Here is a 19,210-nt window from a genome sequence, read left to right on the forward strand (position 1 = left end):
GCATGTTTCACGCTCCGATGACCTTCGACCTTGGCGAGGAGATCGCCGCCCTCCGCGAGACCGTCCATGCCTGGGCGCAGGAGCGGGTGAAGCCGATGGCGGCCCGGATCGACCGCGAGAACGTCTTCCCGGCCGAGCTCTGGCGCGAGATGGGCGAGCTCGGGCTTCTGGGCATCACCGTGCCCGAGGAGTTCGGCGGTTCGGACATGGGCTATCTTGCGCACACCATTGCGGTGGAGGAGGTGGCGCGCGCCTCTGCCTCGGTCTCGCTCAGCTACGGGGCGCATTCCAATCTCTGCGTGAACCAGATCCGCCTGAACGGCAGCGCCGAGCAGAAGGCGCGCTACCTGCCGAAGCTGGTCTCGGGCGAGCATGTGGGCGCGCTCGCCATGTCCGAGGCGGGGGCGGGGTCTGACGTGGTCGGCATGAAGCTGAAGGCCGAGAAGCGGAACGGCTACTATGTCCTCAATGGCACGAAATACTGGATCACCAACGGGCCGGATGCCGATGTGCTGGTGGTCTATGCCAAGACCGACCCCGAGGCGGGGGCGAAGGGCATCACCGCCTTCCTGATCGAGAAGTCCATGAAGGGATTCTCCACCAGCCCGCATTTCGACAAGGTCGGCATGCGCGGCTCGAACACCGCGGAACTGATCTTCGACGATTGCGAGGTGCCGTTCGAGAACGTCCTCGGGCAGGAGGGCCGCGGTGTCCGCGTGCTCATGTCAGGCCTCGACTACGAGCGTGTGGTGCTCTCGGGGATCGGGACGGGGATCATGGCCGCCTGCCTCGACGAGGTGGTGCCCTATTGCCAGTCGCGCCAGCAGTTCGGCAAGCCGATCGGGAACTTCCAGCTGATGCAGGGCAAGATCGCCGACATGTATGTCGCGCTCAACACCTCGCGCGCCTATGTCTACGAAGTGGCGAAGGCCTGCGATGCGGGCCGCGTCACGCGGGCGGATGCGGCGGGCTGCGTGCTCTATGCCTCGGAACAGGGGATGGTTCAGGCCCACCAGGCGGTGCAGGCGCTCGGGGGCGCGGGCTTCCTGAACGACTCGGTGGTCAGCCGTCTCTTCCGGGATGCGAAGCTGATGGAGATCGGCGCGGGCACGTCCGAGATTCGCCGGATGCTTATCGGCCGCGAACTGATGGCGGTCTGAGCGGTGGCGCGTGATGCGGTTCATCCCGCGGGCAGGATGGCTGCCGCCCGCGGGACGGACCGGCCCGGCAGACCCGGGCCGGTCGGAGGGTCAGAATTTCCAGATGTAGGAAACGCCCACCACGACCGGGTCGATCTCGGCCGTGCCGATGTCGGCACCGTTCAGCTTGGCGTCGCTGTCGATGTCCATCCAGCGCACGTCGGCCCGGATCGCGTTGCGGTCGTTCAGCCAGTAGTCGAAGCCGGCATGGACCGAGAGGCCCCAGCTATCGTCGAGTTCCAGATCGCCGAGGTCCGTCTCTTCCTCGAAGAAGGTCACGTAGGTGACGCCCGCGCCGACGAAGGGCGCGAAGGCGCCGCCGGTCGGGAAGTGGTACTGCAGGGTCAGGGTCGGCGGCAGGTGCTTGACCGTCGCGACGTCCCCGAGGCCGCTCAGCGACACGTCATGCTTGAAGGGCGTGGCCGCCAGAACCTCGATCCCGAGGTTGTCGCGGATGAAGTACTCGAAGGTGATCGTCGGCTGCACGTCGTTGCCCACCTCCGCGTCGAGTCCCGCGAGAGTGCCGTTGTCGGACTTCGGCATCACACTGCCGAGGCCGAGGCCGAAGGTCATGTCTCCGGCCGACTGGGCGGCCACCGGGGCGGCGGCAAGGAGAGCGAGGCTTGCGGCGAAGGCCGCGGGAATCATCGTGTGCATCTGCATACCCTGGGATTATCAACGCCGGTGAAGGTCTCTCGTGAACGCCCAGATTGCCTTGATCTGCGTCAATGCCATCCCGGGTTCCGTGCGCCGCAGCATCCCGGCCACACCGTCGCTCATCGCCAGCCGCAGGACATGACATGAAGCTCGCCTCCCGCATCCTGCCGTCCTCGGACAGCTTCCGCAGCAACCGGGCGCATCACCTGGCCCTCTTGGCCGAAATGTCGGCGGTGGCGGCGCGGGCTGCCGCAGGCGGCGGCTCCTCGGCGCAGGCCCGCCATGCTGCGCGCGGAAAGCTGCCCCCACGCGAGCGGGTGGCGGGGCTGCTGGATCCCGGTTCGCCCTTTCTCGAGATCGGGGCCTTTGCGGCGCATGGCATGTACGAGGACGCGGCGCCGGCCGCGGGCGTGATCGCCGGCATCGGCCGCGTCCACGGCGCCGAGGTCATGGTCCTGTGCAATGACGCGACCGTGAAGGGCGGCACCTACTATCCGATGACGGTCAAGAAGCACCTGCGCGCGCAGGAGATCGCCGCGGAATGCCGGCTTCCTTGCGTCTATCTCGTCGATTCCGGCGGCGCGAACCTGCCCAATCAGGACGAGGTCTTCCCCGACCGCGACCATTTCGGCCGGATCTTCTACAATCAGGCACAGATGAGCGCGGCGGGCATCCCCCAGATCGCGGTCGTCATGGGCTCCTGCACGGCGGGCGGCGCTTATGTGCCCGCCATGTCCGACGTCACGATCATCGTGAGAGACCAGGGTACGATCTTCCTTGCGGGCCCGCCTCTGGTGAAGGCCGCAACGGGCGAGGTGGTCTCGGCCGAGGATCTGGGCGGGGGTGACGTGCACACGCGCCTGTCGGGCGTGGCGGACTATCTGGCCGAGGACGACGCCCACGCGCTCGCCCTCGCGCGCCGCGCGCTGGGGCAGTTGAACCGGACGCGGCCCCGGACCGTGGCCTGGGCCGCACCCGAGGATCCCGCCCATGACCCCGAGGAGATCCTGGGCATCGTGCCCCCGGACCTCCGCACTCCCTGGGACATCCGCGAACTGATCGCCCGCCTCGTCGACGGCTCGCGCTTCGACGAGTTCAAGCCGCGCTTCGGCGAGACGCTGGTCACGGGCTTCGCCCATCTGATGGGCTGCCCGGTGGGGATCGTCGCCAATAACGGCGTCCTTTTCTCCGAGGCCGCGATCAAGGGCGCACATTTCGTCGAGCTCTGCTCGCAACGCTCGATCCCGCTGGTCTTCCTGCAGAACATCACCGGCTTCATGGTCGGCCGGCGCTACGAGAACGAGGGCATCGCCCGCCACGGCGCCAAGATGGTGACGGCGGTCGCGACCACGGCGGTCCCGAAGATCACCATGCTCGTCGGCGGCTCCTTCGGGGCGGGCAACTACGGCATGGCGGGCCGCGCCTATTCCCCGCGCTTCCTGTGGACCTGGCCCAACTCGCGCATCTCCGTCATGGGCGGCGAGCAGGCGGCGGGCGTTCTCGCCACCGTCCGGCGCGACGCGATCGAGCGGCAGGGCGGTCAGTGGTCGGCCGAGGAGGAGGCCGCCTTCAAGCGCCCGACCATCGAGATGTTCGAGCGCCAGAGCCACCCGCTCTACGCCTCCGCCCGGCTCTGGGACGACGGCATCATCGACCCGCGGAAAAGCCGCGAGACGCTCTTCCTCTCGCTCTCCGCCGCCCTCAACGCGCCCATCGAGCCCACGCGCTTCGGCCTCTTCCGGATGTGATGATGAACCAAGAAGTAGAAGTGTATGTGCGCTGCCTGTGGGAGGTCAAAGTGCGGCTGGACTTTGTGAAGGAAGATTATGTACGACCGGCCAGTTTGAAGGCTGTGCCTGTAATGAAATTCGAAAACGCCTGCCTTCAAGTTCGAAAGATCTTGGAGTTTCTTGCGTTTGCCTCGCTTGCCTCGAACCGACAGCTCTACGAGATGGAATGGAGCGGATTCTTCAAGGAAAATGACTTTAGCAGATTGTTGAGGCGGCTTGAAAAGATAAACCCGCAGTTCCTCCCGACCTCAGTGTCTATAGCGGGTCGGAACTCGAGTGGTGAGTGGCTGATGACAGACAATGAGTTTCAGCTCAAGCCGCAAGTACTCACCAGCACCTATGGCCGTTTGGGAAACGTGCTGCACTCCAAGAACCCATACTCCGATAGCGTAAATTGGGAGGAGTACCAGACCTTCTTGCGGCAAAGTGTGAAGGCAATAATATCTGCAATCCAAAACCACGTTGCGATCTTGGCTACGGGCGAGCATCTTCTCGTTCGAATGAACGGTAACGGTCGGCCAATAAGTGCAAATATTCTTCGGGAGCGATAACTTGTTCCGCAAGATCCTGATCGCCAATCGCGGCGAGATCGCCGTCCGTATCATCGCCACCGCCCGAAGCCTCGGCGTGGCGACGGTGGCCGTTCATTCCGAGGCCGACGAGGTCGCGCTCCATGTGGCGATGGCCGACGAGGCCGTGGCGATCGGCGGCCCGCAGCCCGCCGACAGCTACCTGCGCGGCGAGCGCATCATCGAGGCGGCGCTGGCCACCGGGGCCGAGGCGATCCACCCGGGCTACGGCTTCCTCTCCGAGAACCCGGATTTCGTCGAGGCGGTGGAGGCCGCGGGTCTCGTCTTCATCGGCCCCTCGGCTTCCGCCATCCGCGCGATGGGCCTCAAGGATGCCGCCAAGGCGCTGATGGAGCGCGCGGGCGTGCCGGTCGTGCCGGGCTACCACGGCGAGGACCAGGAGCCCGAGCATCTCGCCCTGATGGCCGCAGACATCGGCTATCCCGTCCTCATCAAGGCCGTCGCGGGCGGAGGCGGAAAGGGGATGCGCCGCGTCGAACGCCCCGAGGACTTCTCGGCCGCGCTTGCCTCGGCCCGGGCCGAGGCCCGGACCGCCTTCGGCAACGACGCCGTCCTGATCGAGAAATGGATCGACTGCCCGCGCCACATCGAGGTTCAGGTCTTCGGCGACGGCACCGGTGCGGTCCATCTCTACGAACGCGACTGCTCGCTCCAGCGCCGCCACCAGAAGGTGATCGAGGAGGCTCCGGCCCCCGGCATGACGCCTGCGATGCGCGAGGCGATGGGGGATGCCGCGGTGCGGGCCGCCCGCGCCATCGGCTACCGCGGTGCGGGCACGGTCGAGTTCATCGTGGACGGGTCCGAGGGCCTGCGCCCCGACCGCTTCTGGTTCATGGAGATGAACACGCGGCTTCAGGTCGAGCATCCCGTGACCGAGGCCGTGACCGGCATCGACCTCGTGGAATGGCAGCTTCGCGTCGCCTCGGGCGAGCCGCTGCCGCTGGCGCAGGAGGCGATCCCGCTGCGGGGCCACGCCTTCGAGGCCCGGCTCTATGCCGAGGACGTGCCGGCGGGCTTCCTGCCCGCGACCGGACGGCTCGATCACCTGCGCTTCGCCGACGGCGTTCGTGCCGACACGGGCGTGCGCAGCGGCGACCGGATCAGTCCCTGGTACGATCCGATGATCGCGAAGATCGTCGCGCACGGCCCCTCGCGGGCCTCCGCGCTGAACCGCCTCGCCCGGGCCCTCGAGGAGACCGAGGTGGCAGGGACGGTCACAAACCTCGCCTTTCTTGGCCGTCTCGCGCGCCATCCCGGCTTCGCGGCGGGCGAGGTGGACACCGGCCTCATCGGGCGCGATCTCGAAAGCCTGACCCAGCCCGTGCCTGTAGCGCCCGAAGTCGCGGCAGCCGCTCTGCTCGTGGCCGAGCTTGGCTCCGCGCCGCAGCCGCTCCAGGGGTTCAGCCTCTGGACCCCGCTCCGCCGCCACGCGCGCCTGCGGCACGGCGACGAGGAGATCCGCGCGACCTACGCCACCGAAGGGCCGGGCCGGGCCATCGTGGAGATCGGGGACCTCCGCCTTCCGGCGCTCCTGCGTCCGGAGGGATGGGAGGTCGCCGGCCGTCATCCGGGCCGCGTCCTCCGGATCGGCGGCCAGGTCCATGTCTTCGCGCGCACCGGCACGGTCAGCTTCGCGATCCCCGATCCGCTCGACCGCGGGGTCGAGGAAGCCGGGCAGGGCGGGCTCACCCTCTCGCCGATGCCGGGTCTCGTCCGCGAGGTCGCGGTGCGGGCGGGCGAGCAGGTCGCGAAGGGCGACCGGCTCGCCGTGATCGAGGCGATGAAGATGGAGCATGTGCTGACTGCCGCACGCGACGGGACGGTGGCCGAGGTTCTGGTCGAGGCCGGCGCGCAGGTCGAGGCCGGTGCGCCGCTCGTGCGGCTGGAGGACGGCGATGGCTGAGGCGCGCGTGAGGGAGACGGGCGGAGGCACGCCCAAGGCCGATTTCGTCGATATCTTCGAGGTCGGCCCGCGCGACGGGCTCCAGAACGAGCCGCGATCGATCCCCACGGCCGGGAAGATCGCACTGGTCGACGCGCTTTCGGACTGCGGCTTCCGCCGGATCGAGGTGGCGAGCTTCGTGAGCCCGAAATGGGTGCCGCAGATGGCCGACGGGGCCGAGGTTCTGGCGGGCATCGCCCGCCGGCCCGGCGTCACCTATGCGGCCCTCGCCCCGAACCTGCGCGGCTACGAGGCGGCGGTTGCGGCCGGCGTCGGAGAGGTGGCGGTCTTCGTCTCGGCCTCCGAGGGCTTCTCGAAGGCCAACCTGAACTGCACGGTTGCGGAAAGCCTCGGCCGGCTTGCGCCCATTGCCGAGGCGGCTCGCCGCGACGGGATGCGGCTTCGCGGCTACGTCTCGATGGTGGTGGAGTGCCCCTTCGACGGTCCGACTCCGCCTGCGGCCGTGGCGCGGGTGGTGGCGGCGCTGAGAGACCTCGGCTGTGCCGAGGTGTCGCTGGGTGACACGGTGGGGCGGGCCACGCCCGAGGGGTTCGACGCGATGCTGGCCGAGGTTCTCGGGGTGCTGCCGGCCGACCGGCTTGCGGCCCATTGCCACGACACGGCAGGCCGGGCGCTGGCGGTGATCGATGCGGCGCTGGCGCGTGGCCTGCGCGTTGTCGATGCCGCCGTGGGCGGGCTCGGCGGCTGCCCCTATGCGCCGGGCGCGGCCGGCAATGTCGCAACGGAAGCGGTGGCGGCGCATCTCGCGGCCCGTGGCTTCCAGACGGGTCTGGATCCGGCGCGGCTCGCGGTGGCGGCACGCATGGCGAAGGCGCTGCGGGACGGGTGAAGGGGGGGCGGTCGCCCGGGCGAGCATGGCGGGGCCGGGATGCGCGGCCTGCCGGAAAGGAGCGAAGGATGTTCGAGACCATCTCCATCGACACGGACCGGCGCGGTGTGGCGACGCTGACGCTGAACCGGCCGGAGAAGCACAATGCGCTTTCGGGCGTGATGATCGCCGAGCTGACCACCGCCGCGGAGAGGCTGGCCGCGGATCCGTCCGTCCGCGTGGTGGTGCTCGCCGCCGCCGGAGCCAGCTTCTGCGCGGGCGCGGACCTCGGCTGGATGAAGGCGCAGATCGAGGCGGACGGCGCGACCCGCGCCGCCGAGGCGCGCAGGCTCGCCCGGATGCTGCGCGCGCTGAACGAGATGCCGAAGCCTCTCATCGGGCGGGTGCAGGGGCAGGCCTTCGGCGGCGGGATGGGAATGATCTCGGTCTGCGACACGGCGATTGCGGCCGAGGGCGCGCGCTTCGGCTTCACCGAGACGCGCCTCGGCCTCATTCCCGCGACCATCGGGCCCTATGTCGCGGCGCGCGTGGGCGAGGCCATGGCGCGCCGCGTCTTCTTCTCGGCCCGCCTCTTCGGTGCCGCAGAGGCGGCCCGGCTCGGCTTCCTGTCGTCGGTGGTCGCGCCGGAGGATCTCGATGCCGCGGTCGAGGCAGAGGTGAGCCCTTATCTTGCCTGCGCACCCGGCGCCGTGGCGGAGTCCAAGGCGCTCCTGCGCCGCTTCGGGCCGGTCATCGACGAGGCGGCGGTCGAGGACAGCATACGTGCGCTCGTGACACGGTGGGAAAGCGGCGAGGCGCGCGAAGGGGTGGAGGCGTTTTTCGGACGCCGCCCCGCAGCATGGGTCCGCGAGGGCTGAGTCGGAGGTCACCTGCGACAGGGCGTCCCCGCTCCGTATTGCTGCATAAGCAAAATTTCGGTTCACCATTGCATACCAATGGCATAAGGCACATTTTGGTCGCGGTATTTTGTCGCGACCTTCGGTTGACCCCGGACGGGGCGCAGAGTAAACGAAGCGTCAGCACGTGACTGCCTGCACCGCCTGAAACGGGGTCAGCCGCCAGCCGAGGGAGCCGCCATGGACGATCTTCTCCGAGAGTTTCTTCCCATCGTCATCCTGACGGTGCTGGCAGGAGGGCTCGGGCTTCTGCTCATGCTGTCCGCCGTGATCGTCGCGGTCCGCCATCCCGACCCGGAGAAGGTCTCGGCCTACGAATGCGGCTTCAACGCCTTCGACGACGCCCGCATGAAGTTCGAGGTGCGGTTCTACCTCGTCTCGATCCTCTTCATCATCTTCGACCTCGAGGTGGCATTCCTCTTCCCATGGGCCGTTGCCTTCGGCGATATTTCCATGACGGCCTTCTGGTCGATGATGGTGTTCCTCGCCGTGCTGACGGTGGGCTTCGCCTATGAATGGAAGAAGGGGGCGCTGGAATGGCAATGACCGGCCTCAATACCGCGGGACACGACCGCGACGTCGACACGCAGAACCTGAACCGAGAGCTTCAGGACAAGGGTTTCCTGCTGACGACGACCGAGGATCTGATCAACTGGGCGCGCACCGGCTCGCTCCACTGGATGACATTCGGCCTCGCCTGCTGCGCGGTCGAGATGATGCACACCTCGATGCCGCGCTATGACGTGGAACGCTTCGGCGTGGCGCCACGCGCCAGCCCGCGGCAGTCCGACGTGATGATCGTGGCCGGAACCCTGACCAACAAGATGGCGCCGGCGCTGCGCAAGGTCTACGACCAGATGCCCGAACCGCGCTACGTGATCTCGATGGGCTCCTGCGCCAACGGGGGCGGCTACTACCACTACAGCTACTCGGTGGTGCGGGGCTGCGACCGGATCGTCCCGGTGGACATCTACGTGCCGGGCTGCCCGCCCACGGCCGAGGCGCTGCTCTACGGCATCCTCCAGTTGCAGCGGAAGATCCGCCGCACCGGCACCATCACCCGCTGAGGAGATCCAGATGGCCGAAGCCCTTCAGGAACTGGCCGCGCATGTCGAGATGCGCCAGCCCGACGCGATCCTCGGCCACCGGATCGAGTTCGGCGAGCTGACGCTCGACGTGGTGCCGAACCGCATCGTCGGACTTGTGGAGTTCCTCCGCACGGATCCGAGCTGCCGGTTCTCGTCGCTCGTCGACATCACGGCGGTGGACCACCCCGAGCGTCCGGCGCGCTTCGACATGGTCTATCATTTCCTGTCGATGTACCAGAACCAGCGCATCCGCCTGAAGATGCAGGTGCGCGAGGACGAGACGGTGGCCTCGATCCATTCCGTGCATCCTTCGGCGAACTGGTTCGAGCGCGAGGTGTTCGACATGTTCGGCATCCTCTTCACGGGCCATCCGGACCTGCGGCGCATTCTCACCGACTACGGCTTCCGCGGTCATCCGATGCGCAAGGACTTTCCGACCACGGGCTATACCGAGGTCCGCTACGACGAGGTCCAGAAGCGCGTGATCTACGAACCGGTAAAGCTCGTGCAGGAATACCGCCAGTTCGACTTCCTCTCGCCTTGGGAGGGCGCGGACTACATCCTGCCTGGCGACGACAAGGCGCGGGCGTAAGGGGGTCATGATGGACGGCAAGTTCGACGACGTGCTGACCGGCGAGCAGAAGCTTCGCAACTTCAACATCAACTTCGGCCCGCAACACCCTGCCGCGCACGGGGTTCTTCGCCTCGTGCTAGAGCTTGACGGCGAGGTGGTCGAGCGCTGCGACCCGCATATCGGCCTGCTGCACCGCGGGACCGAGAAGCTGATGGAGACGCGGACCTACCTGCAGAACCTGCCGTATTTCGACCGGCTCGACTACGTGGCGCCGATGAACCAGGAACATGCGTGGTGCCTCGCCATCGAGAAGCTGACGGGCGTCGAGATCCCGCGGCGGGCGAGCCTCATCCGGGTGCTGTTCTCCGAGATCGGGCGCGTGCTGAACCACCTGCTGAACGTGACCACACAGGCCATGGACGTCGGCGCGCTGACGCCGCCGCTCTGGGGTTTCGAAGAGCGCGAGAAGCTGATGGTCTTCTACGAGCGTGCCTCGGGCGCGCGGCTCCACGCGGCCTACTTCCGGCCGGGCGGGGTGCACCAGGACCTGACGCCGCGCCTCATCGAGGACATCGAGGACTGGGCTGCGCATTTCCCGAAGGTGCTCGACGATCTCGACGAGCTTTTGACCGAGAACCGGATCTTCAAGCAGCGCAACGTCGATATCGGCATCATCTCCGAGAGGGACATCCTCGACTGGGGCTTCTCGGGCGTGATGGTGCGCGGCTCGGGCCTCGCCTGGGACCTGCGGCGCTCGCAGCCCTACGAGTGCTACGACGAGTTCGACTTCCAGATCCCGGTGGGCAAGAACGGCGACTGCTACGACCGCTATCTCTGCCGCATGGAGGAGATGCGCCAGTCCACGCGGATCATCCAGCAGTGCCTGGCCAAGCTCCGGGTCGAGAAGGGCGACGTGCTCGCGCGGGGCAAGCTCACGCCGCCGCCGCGGGCTGAGATGAAGACCTCGATGGAGGCGCTCATCCATCACTTCAAGCTCTATACCGAGGGCTTCCACGTGCCCGAGGGCGATGTCTATGCCGCCGTCGAGGCGCCCAAGGGCGAGTTCGGCGTCTATCTCGTGGCAGACGGGACCAACCGGCCCTATCGGGCCAAGATCCGCGCGCCGGGCTTCCTGCATCTGCAAGCCATCGACTACATCGCCAAGGGGCACCTGCTGGCCGATGTGTCCGCCATCATCGGCACGCTCGACGTAGTGTTCGGGGAGATCGACCGCTAATGCTTCGCCGCCTGCATCACGCCCAGCCCGACAGCTTCGCCTTCACCCCGGCGAACCTCGAATGGGCGAAGGGTCAGATGACGAAATATCCCGAGGGCCGTCAGGCTTCGGCGATCATCCCGCTTCTCTGGCGCGCCCAGGAGCAGGAGGGCTGGCTCACGAAGCCTGCCATCGAATATGTGGCCGACCTCCTCGGGATGGCCTACATCCGCGCGCTGGAAGTGGCGACCTTCTACTTCATGTTCCAGCTGCAACCCGTTGGATCCGTGGCGCATATCCAGATCTGCGGCACGACCTCGTGCCTGATCTGCGGCGCCGAGGACCTGATCCGGGTCTGCCAGGAGAAGATCGCGCCGCGGCCGCACATGCTCTCGCCCGACGGCCGCTTCTCGTGGGAAGAGGTCGAGTGCCTCGGCGCCTGTGCGAACGCACCCATGGCGCAGATCGGCAAGGATTACTACGAGGACCTGAACGCCGAAACGCTGGCAGCCCTGATCGACCGCTTCTCGGCGGGCGAGGTGCCGCGGCCCGGCTCGCAGAGCGGCCGCTTCTCCTCCGAGCCCGCGGGCGGGGCGACGAGCCTGACCGAACTTGGCGCGCAGGTTTCCGAGCACAACGCCTCGGTGGCGCTGGCGCTCGAGATCGGCGACACGGTGAAGCGCATCGACGGGACCGAGGTGCCGATGCTGACCCCGTGGCTCGGCCGGCGTCCGCCGGTCTCCGAGGCCGAGGGCGAGGCGCGGCAGCCGAAACCGGGTGCGGGACGTCCGGTGGACAAGACCGGCGTGACCGTCGAGGAGGCCCCGGCCGAGAAGGCCGGCCGTCCCGGGACGCCGGGCGTGGCATCTGGCGGCACGGCCACGGCCGAGCCAGGGGCGCAGACCTCCGATCCGAAGAAGCCCGAGGGCTGATGGCGGGCGGGCCCGACGACACGGGACGGGCGCGGCAGGTCGCGCTTCTCATCGCGGCGACGGGTCTCATGTGGATCGGGGCGCAGATCCTGGGAGGATGGCTCGGCCTGACGGCCCGGACGCTCCTCCTCTTCGACCTGGCGGCGCTCGCCGGGTTCAGTTGGGCGCTGGTAACAACCTGGCGGATCTGGCGACGGCGCCAGGGGAAATGAGGACGATGCGATGCTGAAGGACCAGGACCGGATCTTCACCAACCTCTACGGGATGCGGGACCGCAGCCTGAAGGGCGCGATGGCCCGGGGCCAGTGGGACGGGACCGCGGACCTGCTCGCGCTCGGGCGCGACAGGATCATCGACATCGTGAAGGCCTCGGGCCTGCGCGGCCGGGGCGGGGCGGGTTTCCCCACGGGTCTCAAATGGTCCTTCATGCCCAAGCAGTCGGACGGGCGCCCGGCCTATCTCGTCATCAACGCCGACGAATCCGAGCCCGCGACCTGCAAGGACCGCGAGATCATGCGCCACGATCCGCACACGCTGGTCGAGGGGGCGCTGCTCGCGGGCTTCGCCATGGGCGCGGTCGCGGCCTACATCTACATCCGCGGCGAATACATCCGCGAGAAGGAAGCCCTGCAGGCCGCCATCGACGAGGCCTATGACGCGGGCCTGATCGGCAGGAACGCCGCCAAGTCGGGCTACGACTTCGACGTCTACCTCCACCACGGGGCCGGCGCCTACATCTGCGGCGAAGAGACCGCGCTGCTCGAGAGCCTCGAGGGCAAGAAGGGGATGCCGCGGATGAAGCCGCCGTTCCCGGCGGGCTCGGGCCTCTACGGCTGCCCGACCACGGTTAACAACGTCGAATCCATCGCCGTCATTCCCGCGATCCTGCGCCGCGGCGGCGAGTGGTTCGCCTCGTTCGGGCGCCCGAACAACTCCGGCGTCAAGCTGTTCGCGATGTCGGGCCACGTCAACACGCCCTGCGTGGTCGAGGAGAGCATGTCGATCTCGATGAAGGAACTCATCGAGAAGCATGGCGGCGGGGTCCGCGGCGGCTGGAAGAACCTGAAGGCGATCATCCCCGGCGGCGCCTCCTGTCCGGTCATTCCGGCCGAGCAGTGCGAGGATGCCGTCATGGACTATGACGGCATGCGCGAGCTGAAATCCTCGTTCGGCACCGCCTGCATGATCGTGATGGACCAGCAGACCGACGTCATCAAGGCCGTGTGGCGGCTGGCCAAGTTCTTCAAGCACGAGAGCTGCGGCCAGTGCACGCCCTGCCGCGAGGGCACGGGCTGGATGATGCGCGTCATGGACCGGCTGGTGCGCGGCGAGGCCGAGGTCGAAGAGATCGACATGCTGCTGTCGGTGACGAAGCAGGTCGAGGGCCACACGATCTGCGCGCTCGGTGATGCGGCGGCCTGGCCGATTCAGGGCCTGATCCGGCACTACCGCGAAGAGATCGAGGACCGGATCAAGGCCAGGAAGACGGGGCGCATGGGCGCCATGGCGGCGGAGTGAGCCCTTGCGCGCCGGTGGGGTCCTCATCGTGATGGGCGCGCTGTCGGCCTGTGCCGCCGAGGGGCCGGTCGGAGGCCGCGCGATCCCTGGCGCGTCGGAACTGACGGTCGAGGGGCAGGGCTTCCTCGCCGAATTACGCCCGGGTCCTGCGGGCGAGCGGCTGACGGCGGCGGGGGCGCGGCCGGTCGCGGGCTTCACGGTCGATGTGCGTCGTGCTGCGCCGCCGCTCCACTACAGCGACGGCGCGGCGGCGAAGCGGGCGGCCGAGGCGGCCTGCGAGGGCCAGGGCGGGCGGTTCGACCCGACCGCGGTGGGCCGCGTGAGCGCGCCGGGCCTCTGGCGCTTCACCGGGGCCTGCGCATGACGGGCGGGCGCCCGGTCGGATGGGGGCATTGCGCCCCGCGTCCGAAGGAACGGAACAACGCGCGGGGCATCGGCCCCGCGCTCATCGCGGCGGAGTAGGCGGATGAGCAACCTCAAGAAGATCATCATCGACGGCATCGAGGTCGAGGTCGATGGCGCCATGACGCTGCTGCAGGCGGCCGAAGAGGTGGGGATCGAGATCCCGCGCTTCTGCTATCACGAGCGCCTGTCGATCGCCGGCAACTGCCGCATGTGCCTTGTCGAGGTCGTGGGGGGGCCGCCGAAGCCCACCGCCTCCTGCGCGATGCAGGTGCGCGACCTGCGCCCGGGACCGAACGGCGAGCCGCCGGTGGTCAAGACCAACTCGCCGATGGTCAAGAAGGCCCGCGAGGGGGTGATGGAGTTCCTGCTCATCAACCACCCGCTCGACTGCCCGATCTGCGACCAGGGCGGCGAATGCGACCTGCAGGACCAGGCCATGGCCTATGGCGTCGATTTCAGCCGCTACCGCGAGCCGAAGCGGGCGTCCGAGAACCTGAACCTCGGCCCGCTTGTGGCCACGCAGATGACGCGCTGCATCTCGTGCACCCGCTGCGTCCGCTTCACGACCGAGGTCGCCGGCATCAGCCAGATGGGCCAGACCGGCCGCGGTGAAGACAGCGAGATCACCAGCTACCTCAACCAGACGCTCGATTCGAACCTGCAGGGCAACATCATCGACCTCTGCCCGGTCGGTGCGCTGACCTCGAAGCCCTATGCCTTCACCGCCCGTCCGTGGGAGCTGACCAAGACCGAGAGCATCGACGTGATGGATGCGCTCGGCTCCAACATCCGCGTCGACACGAAGGGCCGCGAGGTCATGCGCATCCTGCCGCGCAACCATGACGGCGTGAACGAGGAGTGGATCAGCGACAAGACCCGCTTCGTCTGGGACGGCCTGCGCCGCCAGCGCCTCGACACGCCCTATGTGCGCGAGAACGGCAAGCTCAGGAAGGCCACCTGGGGCGAGGCGCTGAAGACCGTCGCCGCCGCGCTGAAGGGCCGGAAGGTCGCGGGGCTCGTGGGCGACCTGGCTTCGGTCGAGGCCGCCTTCTCGCTCAAGACGCTGGTCGAGGGGCTCGGAGGGCGGATCGAATGCCGCACCGACGGGGCGCGGCTGCCTGCGGGCAACCGCTCGGCCTATGTCGGCAACGCCGCGATCGAGGACATCGACGGGGCGAAGTCGATCCTGCTCGTGGGCTGCAACCCGCGCGACGAGGCCCCGGTGCTGAACGCGCGGATCCGCAAGGCCTGGCTGCAGGGCGCGCAGGTGGCGGTGGTCGGTCCGGCGGTTGACCTGACCTACGACTACCACCATGCGGGCACGGACCGGGCTGCGCTGATGTCGCTGGTGGCCGAGGCGGAGCGGAACGGCCCCGACGGCAAGCCGGGCGTGGTCATCGTGGGGCAGGGTGCGCTTGGCGAGGCCGATGGCGAGGCCGTGCTGGCGCAGGCGATGAAGCTGACCGCCACGATGGGCGTGAAGCTCCTCGTGCTGCACACGGCCGCTGCCCGTGTGGGCGCGATGGACGTGGGCGCCGTGACCGAGGGCGGGCTTTCCGCAGCCATCGAGGGGGCCGAGGTGATCTACAACCTCGGCGCGGACGAGATCGAGATCGCTGCGGGCCCCATCGTGATCTATCAGGGCAGCCACGGCGACCGCGGCGCGCACCGAGCCGACGTGATCCTGCCGGCCGCGGCCTATACCGAAGAGAACGGCCTCTTCGTCAACACCGAGGGCCGGCCGCAGCTCGCCTTCCGCGCGGGCTTCCCGCCGGGCGAGGCGAAGGAGAACTGGGCCATCCTGCGCGCGCTCTCGGCGGAACTGGGACAGACGCTGCCCTGGGACACGATGGCGGGCCTGCGCCGCAAGCTCGTCGAGGCCGTGCCGCATCTCGGCCGCGTGGACCAGCTGGCCGAGACCGAATGGCAGCCGCTGCCGCTGCGCGATCCGGCGACCGCCGACTTCCGCCTTGCGGTACGGGACTTCTACCTGACCAACCCGATCGCGCGGGCCTCGCAGCTCATGGCGGAGCTTTCGGCCATGGCCTCGCGGCGCGGCCAGCCCCCGCTCGCGGCGGAGTGAGCGCGGTGCGGCCAGCGATCCTCCTTCCCGTCGGGCTCGCGATGGCGGGCCTCGCCTCCTGCGGCCCGCAGGCGGCCCCCGAGGCCATGCCCCCGGAAGAGGAATTCGCGCCGGTCTACAAGGGCATCGAGACGCGGCTTCTGGACGATGATCTCGTGGAATTCCTCGTCGAGATGGAGGGCGCGCGGGACATCCCGGACGTCGAGGATTACGCCCGATGCGCCGCTGCCCAATATGCGGTCATCCGCGGCTACGGCTTCGCCCGCCATCTGCGAACAAATGTCGCGGAGAGGGGTGGCGTTTGGCGAGGGGATGCGATTTACACCATTTCGGCCGCGCTGCCCCGCGGCGTGCAGACGATCGACGCCGAGGTGACGGTGCGCGATTGTCGGGAACAGGGAATACCGACGATATGACGATCGGCATGAGGGATGCGAGGCGCCATGGGTGAGTTCATGAACACGGGGATGGGCATCATCCTGACGATTGCGGCGCAGGGCCTTCTGGTCATCGCCTTCGTGATGATCTCGCTGCTGTTCCTCGTCTATGGCGACCGGAAGATCTGGGCGGCGGTGCAGCTCCGGCGCGGGCCGAACGTCGTGGGCGCCTTCGGCCTGCTGCAGACGGTGGCGGATGCGGCCAAGTACATCTTCAAGGAGGTGGTGGTGCCGGCGGGCGTGGACCGGCCGGTCTTCTTCCTCGCGCCGCTCATTTCCTTCGTGCTGGCCGTGCTCGCCTGGGCCGTGATCCCCTTCAGCCCGGGCTGGGTGCTGTCGGACATCAACGTGGCGATCCTCTTCGTCTTCGCCGCCTCCTCGCTCGAGGTCTACGGCGTGATCATGGGCGGCTGGGCGTCGAACTCGAAATACCCCTTCCTCGGCTCGCTGCGCTCGGCCGCGCAGATGATCTCGTACGAGGTGTCGCTGGGCCTCATCATCATCGGGATCATCATCTCGACCGGATCGATGAACCTCACCCATATCGTCGAGGCGCAGGACGGGGCATTCGGGCTCTTCAACTGGTACTGGCTGCCGCACCTGCCGATGGTCGCACTGTTCTTCATCTCGGCACTGGCCGAGACGAACCGCCCGCCCTTCGACCTGCCCGAGGCGGAGTCCGAGCTCGTCGCGGGCTTCCAGGTGGAATACAGCTCGACCCCGTTCCTGCTGTTCATGGCGGGCGAATACATCGCCATCTTCCTCATGTGCGCGCTGATGAGCCTGCTGTTCTTCGGCGGCTGGCTCTCGCCCATCCCCGGACTGCCCGACGGCGTGTTCTGGATGGTGGCGAAGATGGCGTTCTTCTTCTTCCTCTTCGCCATGGTGAAGGCGATCGTGCCTCGCTACCGCTACGACCAGCTCATGCGGATCGGCTGGAAGGTCTTCCTGCCCTTCAGCCTCGCCTGGGTGGTGGTCGTGGCTTTCCTTGCGAAATTCGAAGTGTTCGGCGGCTTCTGGGCCCGCTGGGCGATGGGAGGCTGACATGGCCAGGACAAGCGCAATCGACTACGGCCGGGCGGCCAAGTACTTTCTGCTCCTTGATTTCATCAAGGGCTTCAGCCTCGGCATGAAGTATTTCTTTGCGCCGAAGCACACGGTCAACTACCCCCACGAGAAGGGTCCGCTTTCGCCTCGCTTCCGTGGCGAGCACGCGCTGCGCCGCTATCCGAACGGCGAGGAACGCTGCATCGCCTGCAAGCTCTGCGAGGCGATCTGCCCGGCGCAGGCAATCACCATCGACGCCGAACCGCGCGAGGACGGCAGCCGCCGCACCACGCGCTACGATATCGACATGACGAAGTGCATCTACTGCGGCTTCTGCCAGGAGGCCTGCCCGGTGGATGCGATCGTCGAGGGGCCGAACTTCGAATTCTCGACCGAGACGCGCGAGGAACTCTTCTACAACAAGGAGAAGCTCCTCGAGAACGGCGCGCGGTGGGAGGCCGAGATTGCCCGGAACCTGGAAATGGATGCGCCCTACCGATGAACGACGATCTGGCCAGGATGTTCAAGGCGATGATCGAGCAGAGCCACGAGATGGCCCGCTCGTTCAATCCTGCGCTCGAGCATTTCCAGGTGAAGGAGTTCGAGAAGCTGATCCCCACCATGCCCAAGGACGTGATGGAGATGTGGTTCGGCAAGACCTTCAACCGTGAAGGTCTCGACGCCAAGACCCGGCTCTTCGTGACCCTGGCCGCCCTTACCGTGCTGGGCGCCCATGCCGAGCCGCAGATCCGGCTGACGATCCGCCACGCGCTGGCGGCGGGGGCCACGAAGCGCGAGATCGCCGAGGTGATCTGGCAGATGAGCCTATTCGGCGGGGTTCCCGCCATGCAGAAGGCGCTGGACGTGGCCCAGAGCGTCTTTGCCGAGTTCGAGGAGACGGACGAATGAGTGTCGCCGACGTGGCCTTCTACTGTTTCGCTGTGCCCGCGGTCTTCGCCGCGCTCATGGTGGTGACCCAGCGCAACATGGTCCATGCGGTGCTGTGGCTGATCCTCGTCTTCCTCAGCTCGGCCGGGATGTTCGTGCTGCTGGGCGCCGAGTTCGTCGCGATGCTGCTCGTGATCGTCTATGTCGGCGCGGTGGCGGTGCTCTTCCTTTTCGTCGTCATGATGCTGGACGTCGACTTCGAGGCGCTGAAGTCCGAGATGGTCCGCTATATGCCGGTGGCGGCCCTGATCGGGATCGTGATCCTGCTGCAACTTTCGATGGGGATCGGCGCATGGGTCACGGCGGAAGGCGCGCCGGCGATGCGGCAGTCGGTGACGCCGGACCCTGACCAGATCGAGAACAGCCGGGCCCTCGGGCTGCTGATCTACGACAAGTATCTCTACCTGTTCCAGGCGGCCGGGCTGATCCTGCTGGTCGCGATGGTGGGGGCGATCCTGCTCACGCTGCGCGAGCGCAAGGACGTCAAGCGCCAGAATGTGCTGGCGCAGATGTGGCGCGATCCCGCGAAGGCGATGGAGCTGAAGGACGTGAAGCCGGGGCAGGGCCTCTGAGGGCTACGACGGAGGCTCCGCAGGAGCCCGCGATCAAGGACCGTGGTGCGGGCCCCTTGCCGGGTCCGCGGGCGGAAGACCCGGCGGCCGGGTGCCTGCGCAGCGCGTGGGCCGGCCACCGGCAAGGGAAAAGACGGGCGGTGAGCCGGAGGGACGAGAATGGTGGGACTTGAGCATTATCTGACGGTATCGGCCGCGCTGCTGGTGATCGGGATCTTCGGCATCTTCCTCAACCGGAAGAACGTGATCGTGATCCTGATGTCCATCGAGCTCATGCTGCTCGCGGTGAACATCAACCTCGTGGCCTTCTCGAGCTTCCTCGGCGACCTGACAGGGCAGGTGTTCACGCTCTTCGTGCTGACCGTGGCCGCGGCCGAGGCCGCCATCGGGCTCGCGATCCTCGTCACCTTCTTCCGGAACCGCGGCACCATCGACGTCGAAGACGTCAACGTGATGAAGGGCTGAG

Annotated in this window: 22 protein-coding genes; 21 read left to right on the forward strand and 1 reads right to left on the reverse strand. The window is 67.6% G+C overall.

Annotated features, from left to right (window positions below; genetic code table 11):
• Positions 1-2 precede the first annotated feature (2 nt).
• Positions 3-1,160, forward strand: a complete 1,158-nt coding sequence (locus ACTVZP_RS02665) for an isovaleryl-CoA dehydrogenase (protein ID WP_443210535.1) — start codon at positions 3-5, stop codon at positions 1,158-1,160.
• A gap of 90 nt (positions 1,161-1,250) precedes the next feature.
• Here ACTVZP_RS02665 and ACTVZP_RS02670 read toward each other — a convergent pair whose 3' ends face one another.
• Positions 1,251-1,856, reverse strand: coding sequence for an OmpW/AlkL family protein (locus ACTVZP_RS02670; protein WP_443210536.1), 606 nt, complete (start codon positions 1,854-1,856; stop codon positions 1,251-1,253).
• 143 nt (positions 1,857-1,999) lie between these two features.
• Between ACTVZP_RS02670 and ACTVZP_RS02675 the strand changes: the two genes are divergently transcribed.
• The 20 genes from ACTVZP_RS02675 (at position 2,000) to nuoK (ending at position 19,209) form a co-directional block, all read left to right on the forward strand.
• Positions 2,000-3,604, forward strand: coding sequence for a carboxyl transferase domain-containing protein (locus ACTVZP_RS02675; protein WP_443210537.1), 1,605 nt, complete (start codon positions 2,000-2,002; stop codon positions 3,602-3,604).
• A 2-nt stretch (positions 3,605-3,606) separates the two neighbouring features.
• On the forward strand, positions 3,607-4,197 hold the full coding sequence (locus tag ACTVZP_RS02680; RefSeq protein WP_443210538.1) for a hypothetical protein: 591 nt from the start codon (positions 3,607-3,609) through the stop codon (positions 4,195-4,197).
• A gap of 1 nt (position 4,198) precedes the next feature.
• Positions 4,199-6,139 carry an acetyl/propionyl/methylcrotonyl-CoA carboxylase subunit alpha gene (locus tag ACTVZP_RS02685; protein ID WP_443210539.1) on the forward strand — a complete coding sequence of 647 codons (1,941 nt, stop codon included), beginning with the start codon at positions 4,199-4,201 and terminating at the stop codon, positions 6,137-6,139.
• Complete coding sequence (locus ACTVZP_RS02690) at positions 6,132-7,028, forward strand: hydroxymethylglutaryl-CoA lyase (protein ID WP_443210540.1); 897 nt, start codon at positions 6,132-6,134, stop codon at positions 7,026-7,028. The genes ACTVZP_RS02685 and ACTVZP_RS02690 overlap by 8 nt, the downstream gene beginning before the upstream one ends.
• A gap of 68 nt (positions 7,029-7,096) precedes the next feature.
• Positions 7,097-7,885: a crotonase/enoyl-CoA hydratase family protein gene (locus ACTVZP_RS02695; protein ID WP_443210541.1), complete on the forward strand. Its 789-nt coding sequence runs from the start codon at positions 7,097-7,099 to the stop codon at positions 7,883-7,885.
• Between the two features lie 219 nt (positions 7,886-8,104).
• Positions 8,105-8,470: an NADH-quinone oxidoreductase subunit A gene (locus ACTVZP_RS02700; protein WP_443210542.1), complete on the forward strand. Its 366-nt coding sequence runs from the start codon at positions 8,105-8,107 to the stop codon at positions 8,468-8,470.
• Positions 8,467-8,991, forward strand: a complete 525-nt coding sequence (locus ACTVZP_RS02705) for a NuoB/complex I 20 kDa subunit family protein (RefSeq protein WP_443210892.1) — start codon at positions 8,467-8,469, stop codon at positions 8,989-8,991. The genes ACTVZP_RS02700 and ACTVZP_RS02705 overlap by 4 nt, the downstream gene beginning before the upstream one ends.
• Before the next feature lie 10 nt (positions 8,992-9,001).
• Positions 9,002-9,604: an NADH-quinone oxidoreductase subunit C gene (locus ACTVZP_RS02710; protein WP_443210543.1), complete on the forward strand. Its 603-nt coding sequence runs from the start codon at positions 9,002-9,004 to the stop codon at positions 9,602-9,604.
• A gap of 10 nt (positions 9,605-9,614) precedes the next feature.
• Positions 9,615-10,823, forward strand: a complete 1,209-nt coding sequence (locus tag ACTVZP_RS02715) for an NADH-quinone oxidoreductase subunit D (RefSeq protein ID WP_443210544.1) — start codon at positions 9,615-9,617, stop codon at positions 10,821-10,823.
• Entirely contained in the window at positions 10,823-11,734 is a 912-nt protein-coding gene (nuoE, locus tag ACTVZP_RS02720; protein WP_443210545.1) for an NADH-quinone oxidoreductase subunit NuoE, read from the forward strand. The genes ACTVZP_RS02715 and nuoE overlap by 1 nt, the downstream gene beginning before the upstream one ends.
• Positions 11,734-11,946: a DUF5337 family protein gene (locus ACTVZP_RS02725; protein WP_443210546.1), complete on the forward strand. Its 213-nt coding sequence runs from the start codon at positions 11,734-11,736 to the stop codon at positions 11,944-11,946. The genes nuoE and ACTVZP_RS02725 overlap by 1 nt, the downstream gene beginning before the upstream one ends.
• A 10-nt stretch (positions 11,947-11,956) precedes the next feature.
• Entirely contained in the window at positions 11,957-13,252 is a 1,296-nt protein-coding gene (nuoF, locus tag ACTVZP_RS02730) for an NADH-quinone oxidoreductase subunit NuoF (RefSeq protein WP_443210547.1), read from the forward strand.
• Positions 13,253-13,256: 4 nt separating this feature from the next.
• Complete coding sequence (locus tag ACTVZP_RS02735) at positions 13,257-13,616, forward strand: hypothetical protein (protein ID WP_443210548.1); 360 nt, start codon at positions 13,257-13,259, stop codon at positions 13,614-13,616.
• Between the two features lie 102 nt (positions 13,617-13,718).
• Positions 13,719-15,740, forward strand: a complete 2,022-nt coding sequence (gene nuoG / locus ACTVZP_RS02740) for an NADH-quinone oxidoreductase subunit NuoG (protein WP_443210549.1) — start codon at positions 13,719-13,721, stop codon at positions 15,738-15,740.
• Between the two features lie 5 nt (positions 15,741-15,745).
• The gene (locus ACTVZP_RS02745; RefSeq protein ID WP_443210550.1) at positions 15,746-16,156 is read left to right on the forward strand and encodes a hypothetical protein; all 411 of its coding nucleotides are present in this window, start codon (positions 15,746-15,748) and stop codon (positions 16,154-16,156) included.
• A gap of 27 nt (positions 16,157-16,183) precedes the next feature.
• On the forward strand, positions 16,184-17,221 hold the full coding sequence (gene nuoH / locus ACTVZP_RS02750; protein WP_443210551.1) for an NADH-quinone oxidoreductase subunit NuoH: 1,038 nt from the start codon (positions 16,184-16,186) through the stop codon (positions 17,219-17,221).
• A 1-nt stretch (position 17,222) separates the two neighbouring features.
• Complete coding sequence (nuoI, locus tag ACTVZP_RS02755; protein ID WP_443210552.1) at positions 17,223-17,726, forward strand: NADH-quinone oxidoreductase subunit NuoI; 504 nt, start codon at positions 17,223-17,225, stop codon at positions 17,724-17,726.
• Positions 17,723-18,133: a carboxymuconolactone decarboxylase family protein gene (locus ACTVZP_RS02760; protein WP_443210553.1), complete on the forward strand. Its 411-nt coding sequence runs from the start codon at positions 17,723-17,725 to the stop codon at positions 18,131-18,133. The genes nuoI and ACTVZP_RS02760 overlap by 4 nt, the downstream gene beginning before the upstream one ends.
• Positions 18,130-18,744 carry an NADH-quinone oxidoreductase subunit J gene (locus tag ACTVZP_RS02765; RefSeq protein WP_443210554.1) on the forward strand — a complete coding sequence of 205 codons (615 nt, stop codon included), beginning with the start codon at positions 18,130-18,132 and terminating at the stop codon, positions 18,742-18,744. Before ACTVZP_RS02760 ends, ACTVZP_RS02765 begins: the two co-directional genes overlap by 4 nt.
• Positions 18,745-18,903: 159 nt before the next feature.
• Positions 18,904-19,209, forward strand: a complete 306-nt coding sequence (gene nuoK / locus ACTVZP_RS02770) for an NADH-quinone oxidoreductase subunit NuoK (protein ID WP_002719678.1) — start codon at positions 18,904-18,906, stop codon at positions 19,207-19,209.
• Position 19,210 lies beyond the last annotated feature (1 nt).

This window comes from Rhodobacter sp. NSM (genome assembly GCF_052244495.1).
GTDB lineage: Bacteria > Pseudomonadota > Alphaproteobacteria > Rhodobacterales > Rhodobacteraceae > Cereibacter_A.

Excerpts from the sequence above, each read along its gene's own strand:
- ACTVZP_RS02690 (WP_443210540.1), top strand. The coding sequence starts at position 6,132 with ATGGCTGAGGCGCGCGTGAGGGAGACGGGCGGAGGCACGCCCAAGGCC.
- ACTVZP_RS02665 (WP_443210535.1), top strand. The coding sequence starts at position 3 with ATGTTTCACGCTCCGATGACCTTCGACCTTGGCGAGGAGATCGCCGCC.
- ACTVZP_RS02675 (WP_443210537.1), top strand. The coding sequence starts at position 2,000 with ATGAAGCTCGCCTCCCGCATCCTGCCGTCCTCGGACAGCTTCCGCAGC.
- nuoI (WP_443210552.1), top strand. The coding sequence starts at position 17,223 with ATGGCCAGGACAAGCGCAATCGACTACGGCCGGGCGGCCAAGTACTTT.
- nuoE (WP_443210545.1), top strand. The coding sequence starts at position 10,823 with ATGCTTCGCCGCCTGCATCACGCCCAGCCCGACAGCTTCGCCTTCACC.
- nuoF (WP_443210547.1), top strand. The coding sequence starts at position 11,957 with ATGCTGAAGGACCAGGACCGGATCTTCACCAACCTCTACGGGATGCGG.
- nuoH (WP_443210551.1), top strand. The coding sequence starts at position 16,184 with ATGGGTGAGTTCATGAACACGGGGATGGGCATCATCCTGACGATTGCG.
- ACTVZP_RS02760 (WP_443210553.1), top strand. The coding sequence starts at position 17,723 with ATGAACGACGATCTGGCCAGGATGTTCAAGGCGATGATCGAGCAGAGC.
- ACTVZP_RS02680 (WP_443210538.1), top strand. The coding sequence starts at position 3,607 with ATGAACCAAGAAGTAGAAGTGTATGTGCGCTGCCTGTGGGAGGTCAAA.
- ACTVZP_RS02705 (WP_443210892.1), top strand. The coding sequence starts at position 8,467 with ATGACCGGCCTCAATACCGCGGGACACGACCGCGACGTCGACACGCAG.
- ACTVZP_RS02715 (WP_443210544.1), top strand. The coding sequence starts at position 9,615 with ATGGACGGCAAGTTCGACGACGTGCTGACCGGCGAGCAGAAGCTTCGC.
- ACTVZP_RS02695 (WP_443210541.1), top strand. The coding sequence starts at position 7,097 with ATGTTCGAGACCATCTCCATCGACACGGACCGGCGCGGTGTGGCGACG.
- ACTVZP_RS02670 (WP_443210536.1), bottom strand. The coding sequence starts at position 1,856 with ATGCACACGATGATTCCCGCGGCCTTCGCCGCAAGCCTCGCTCTCCTT.
- ACTVZP_RS02710 (WP_443210543.1), top strand. The coding sequence starts at position 9,002 with ATGGCCGAAGCCCTTCAGGAACTGGCCGCGCATGTCGAGATGCGCCAG.
- ACTVZP_RS02700 (WP_443210542.1), top strand. The coding sequence starts at position 8,105 with ATGGACGATCTTCTCCGAGAGTTTCTTCCCATCGTCATCCTGACGGTG.
- nuoK (WP_002719678.1), top strand. The coding sequence starts at position 18,904 with ATGGTGGGACTTGAGCATTATCTGACGGTATCGGCCGCGCTGCTGGTG.
- ACTVZP_RS02725 (WP_443210546.1), top strand. The coding sequence starts at position 11,734 with ATGGCGGGCGGGCCCGACGACACGGGACGGGCGCGGCAGGTCGCGCTT.
- ACTVZP_RS02765 (WP_443210554.1), top strand. The coding sequence starts at position 18,130 with ATGAGTGTCGCCGACGTGGCCTTCTACTGTTTCGCTGTGCCCGCGGTC.
- nuoG (WP_443210549.1), top strand. The coding sequence starts at position 13,719 with ATGAGCAACCTCAAGAAGATCATCATCGACGGCATCGAGGTCGAGGTC.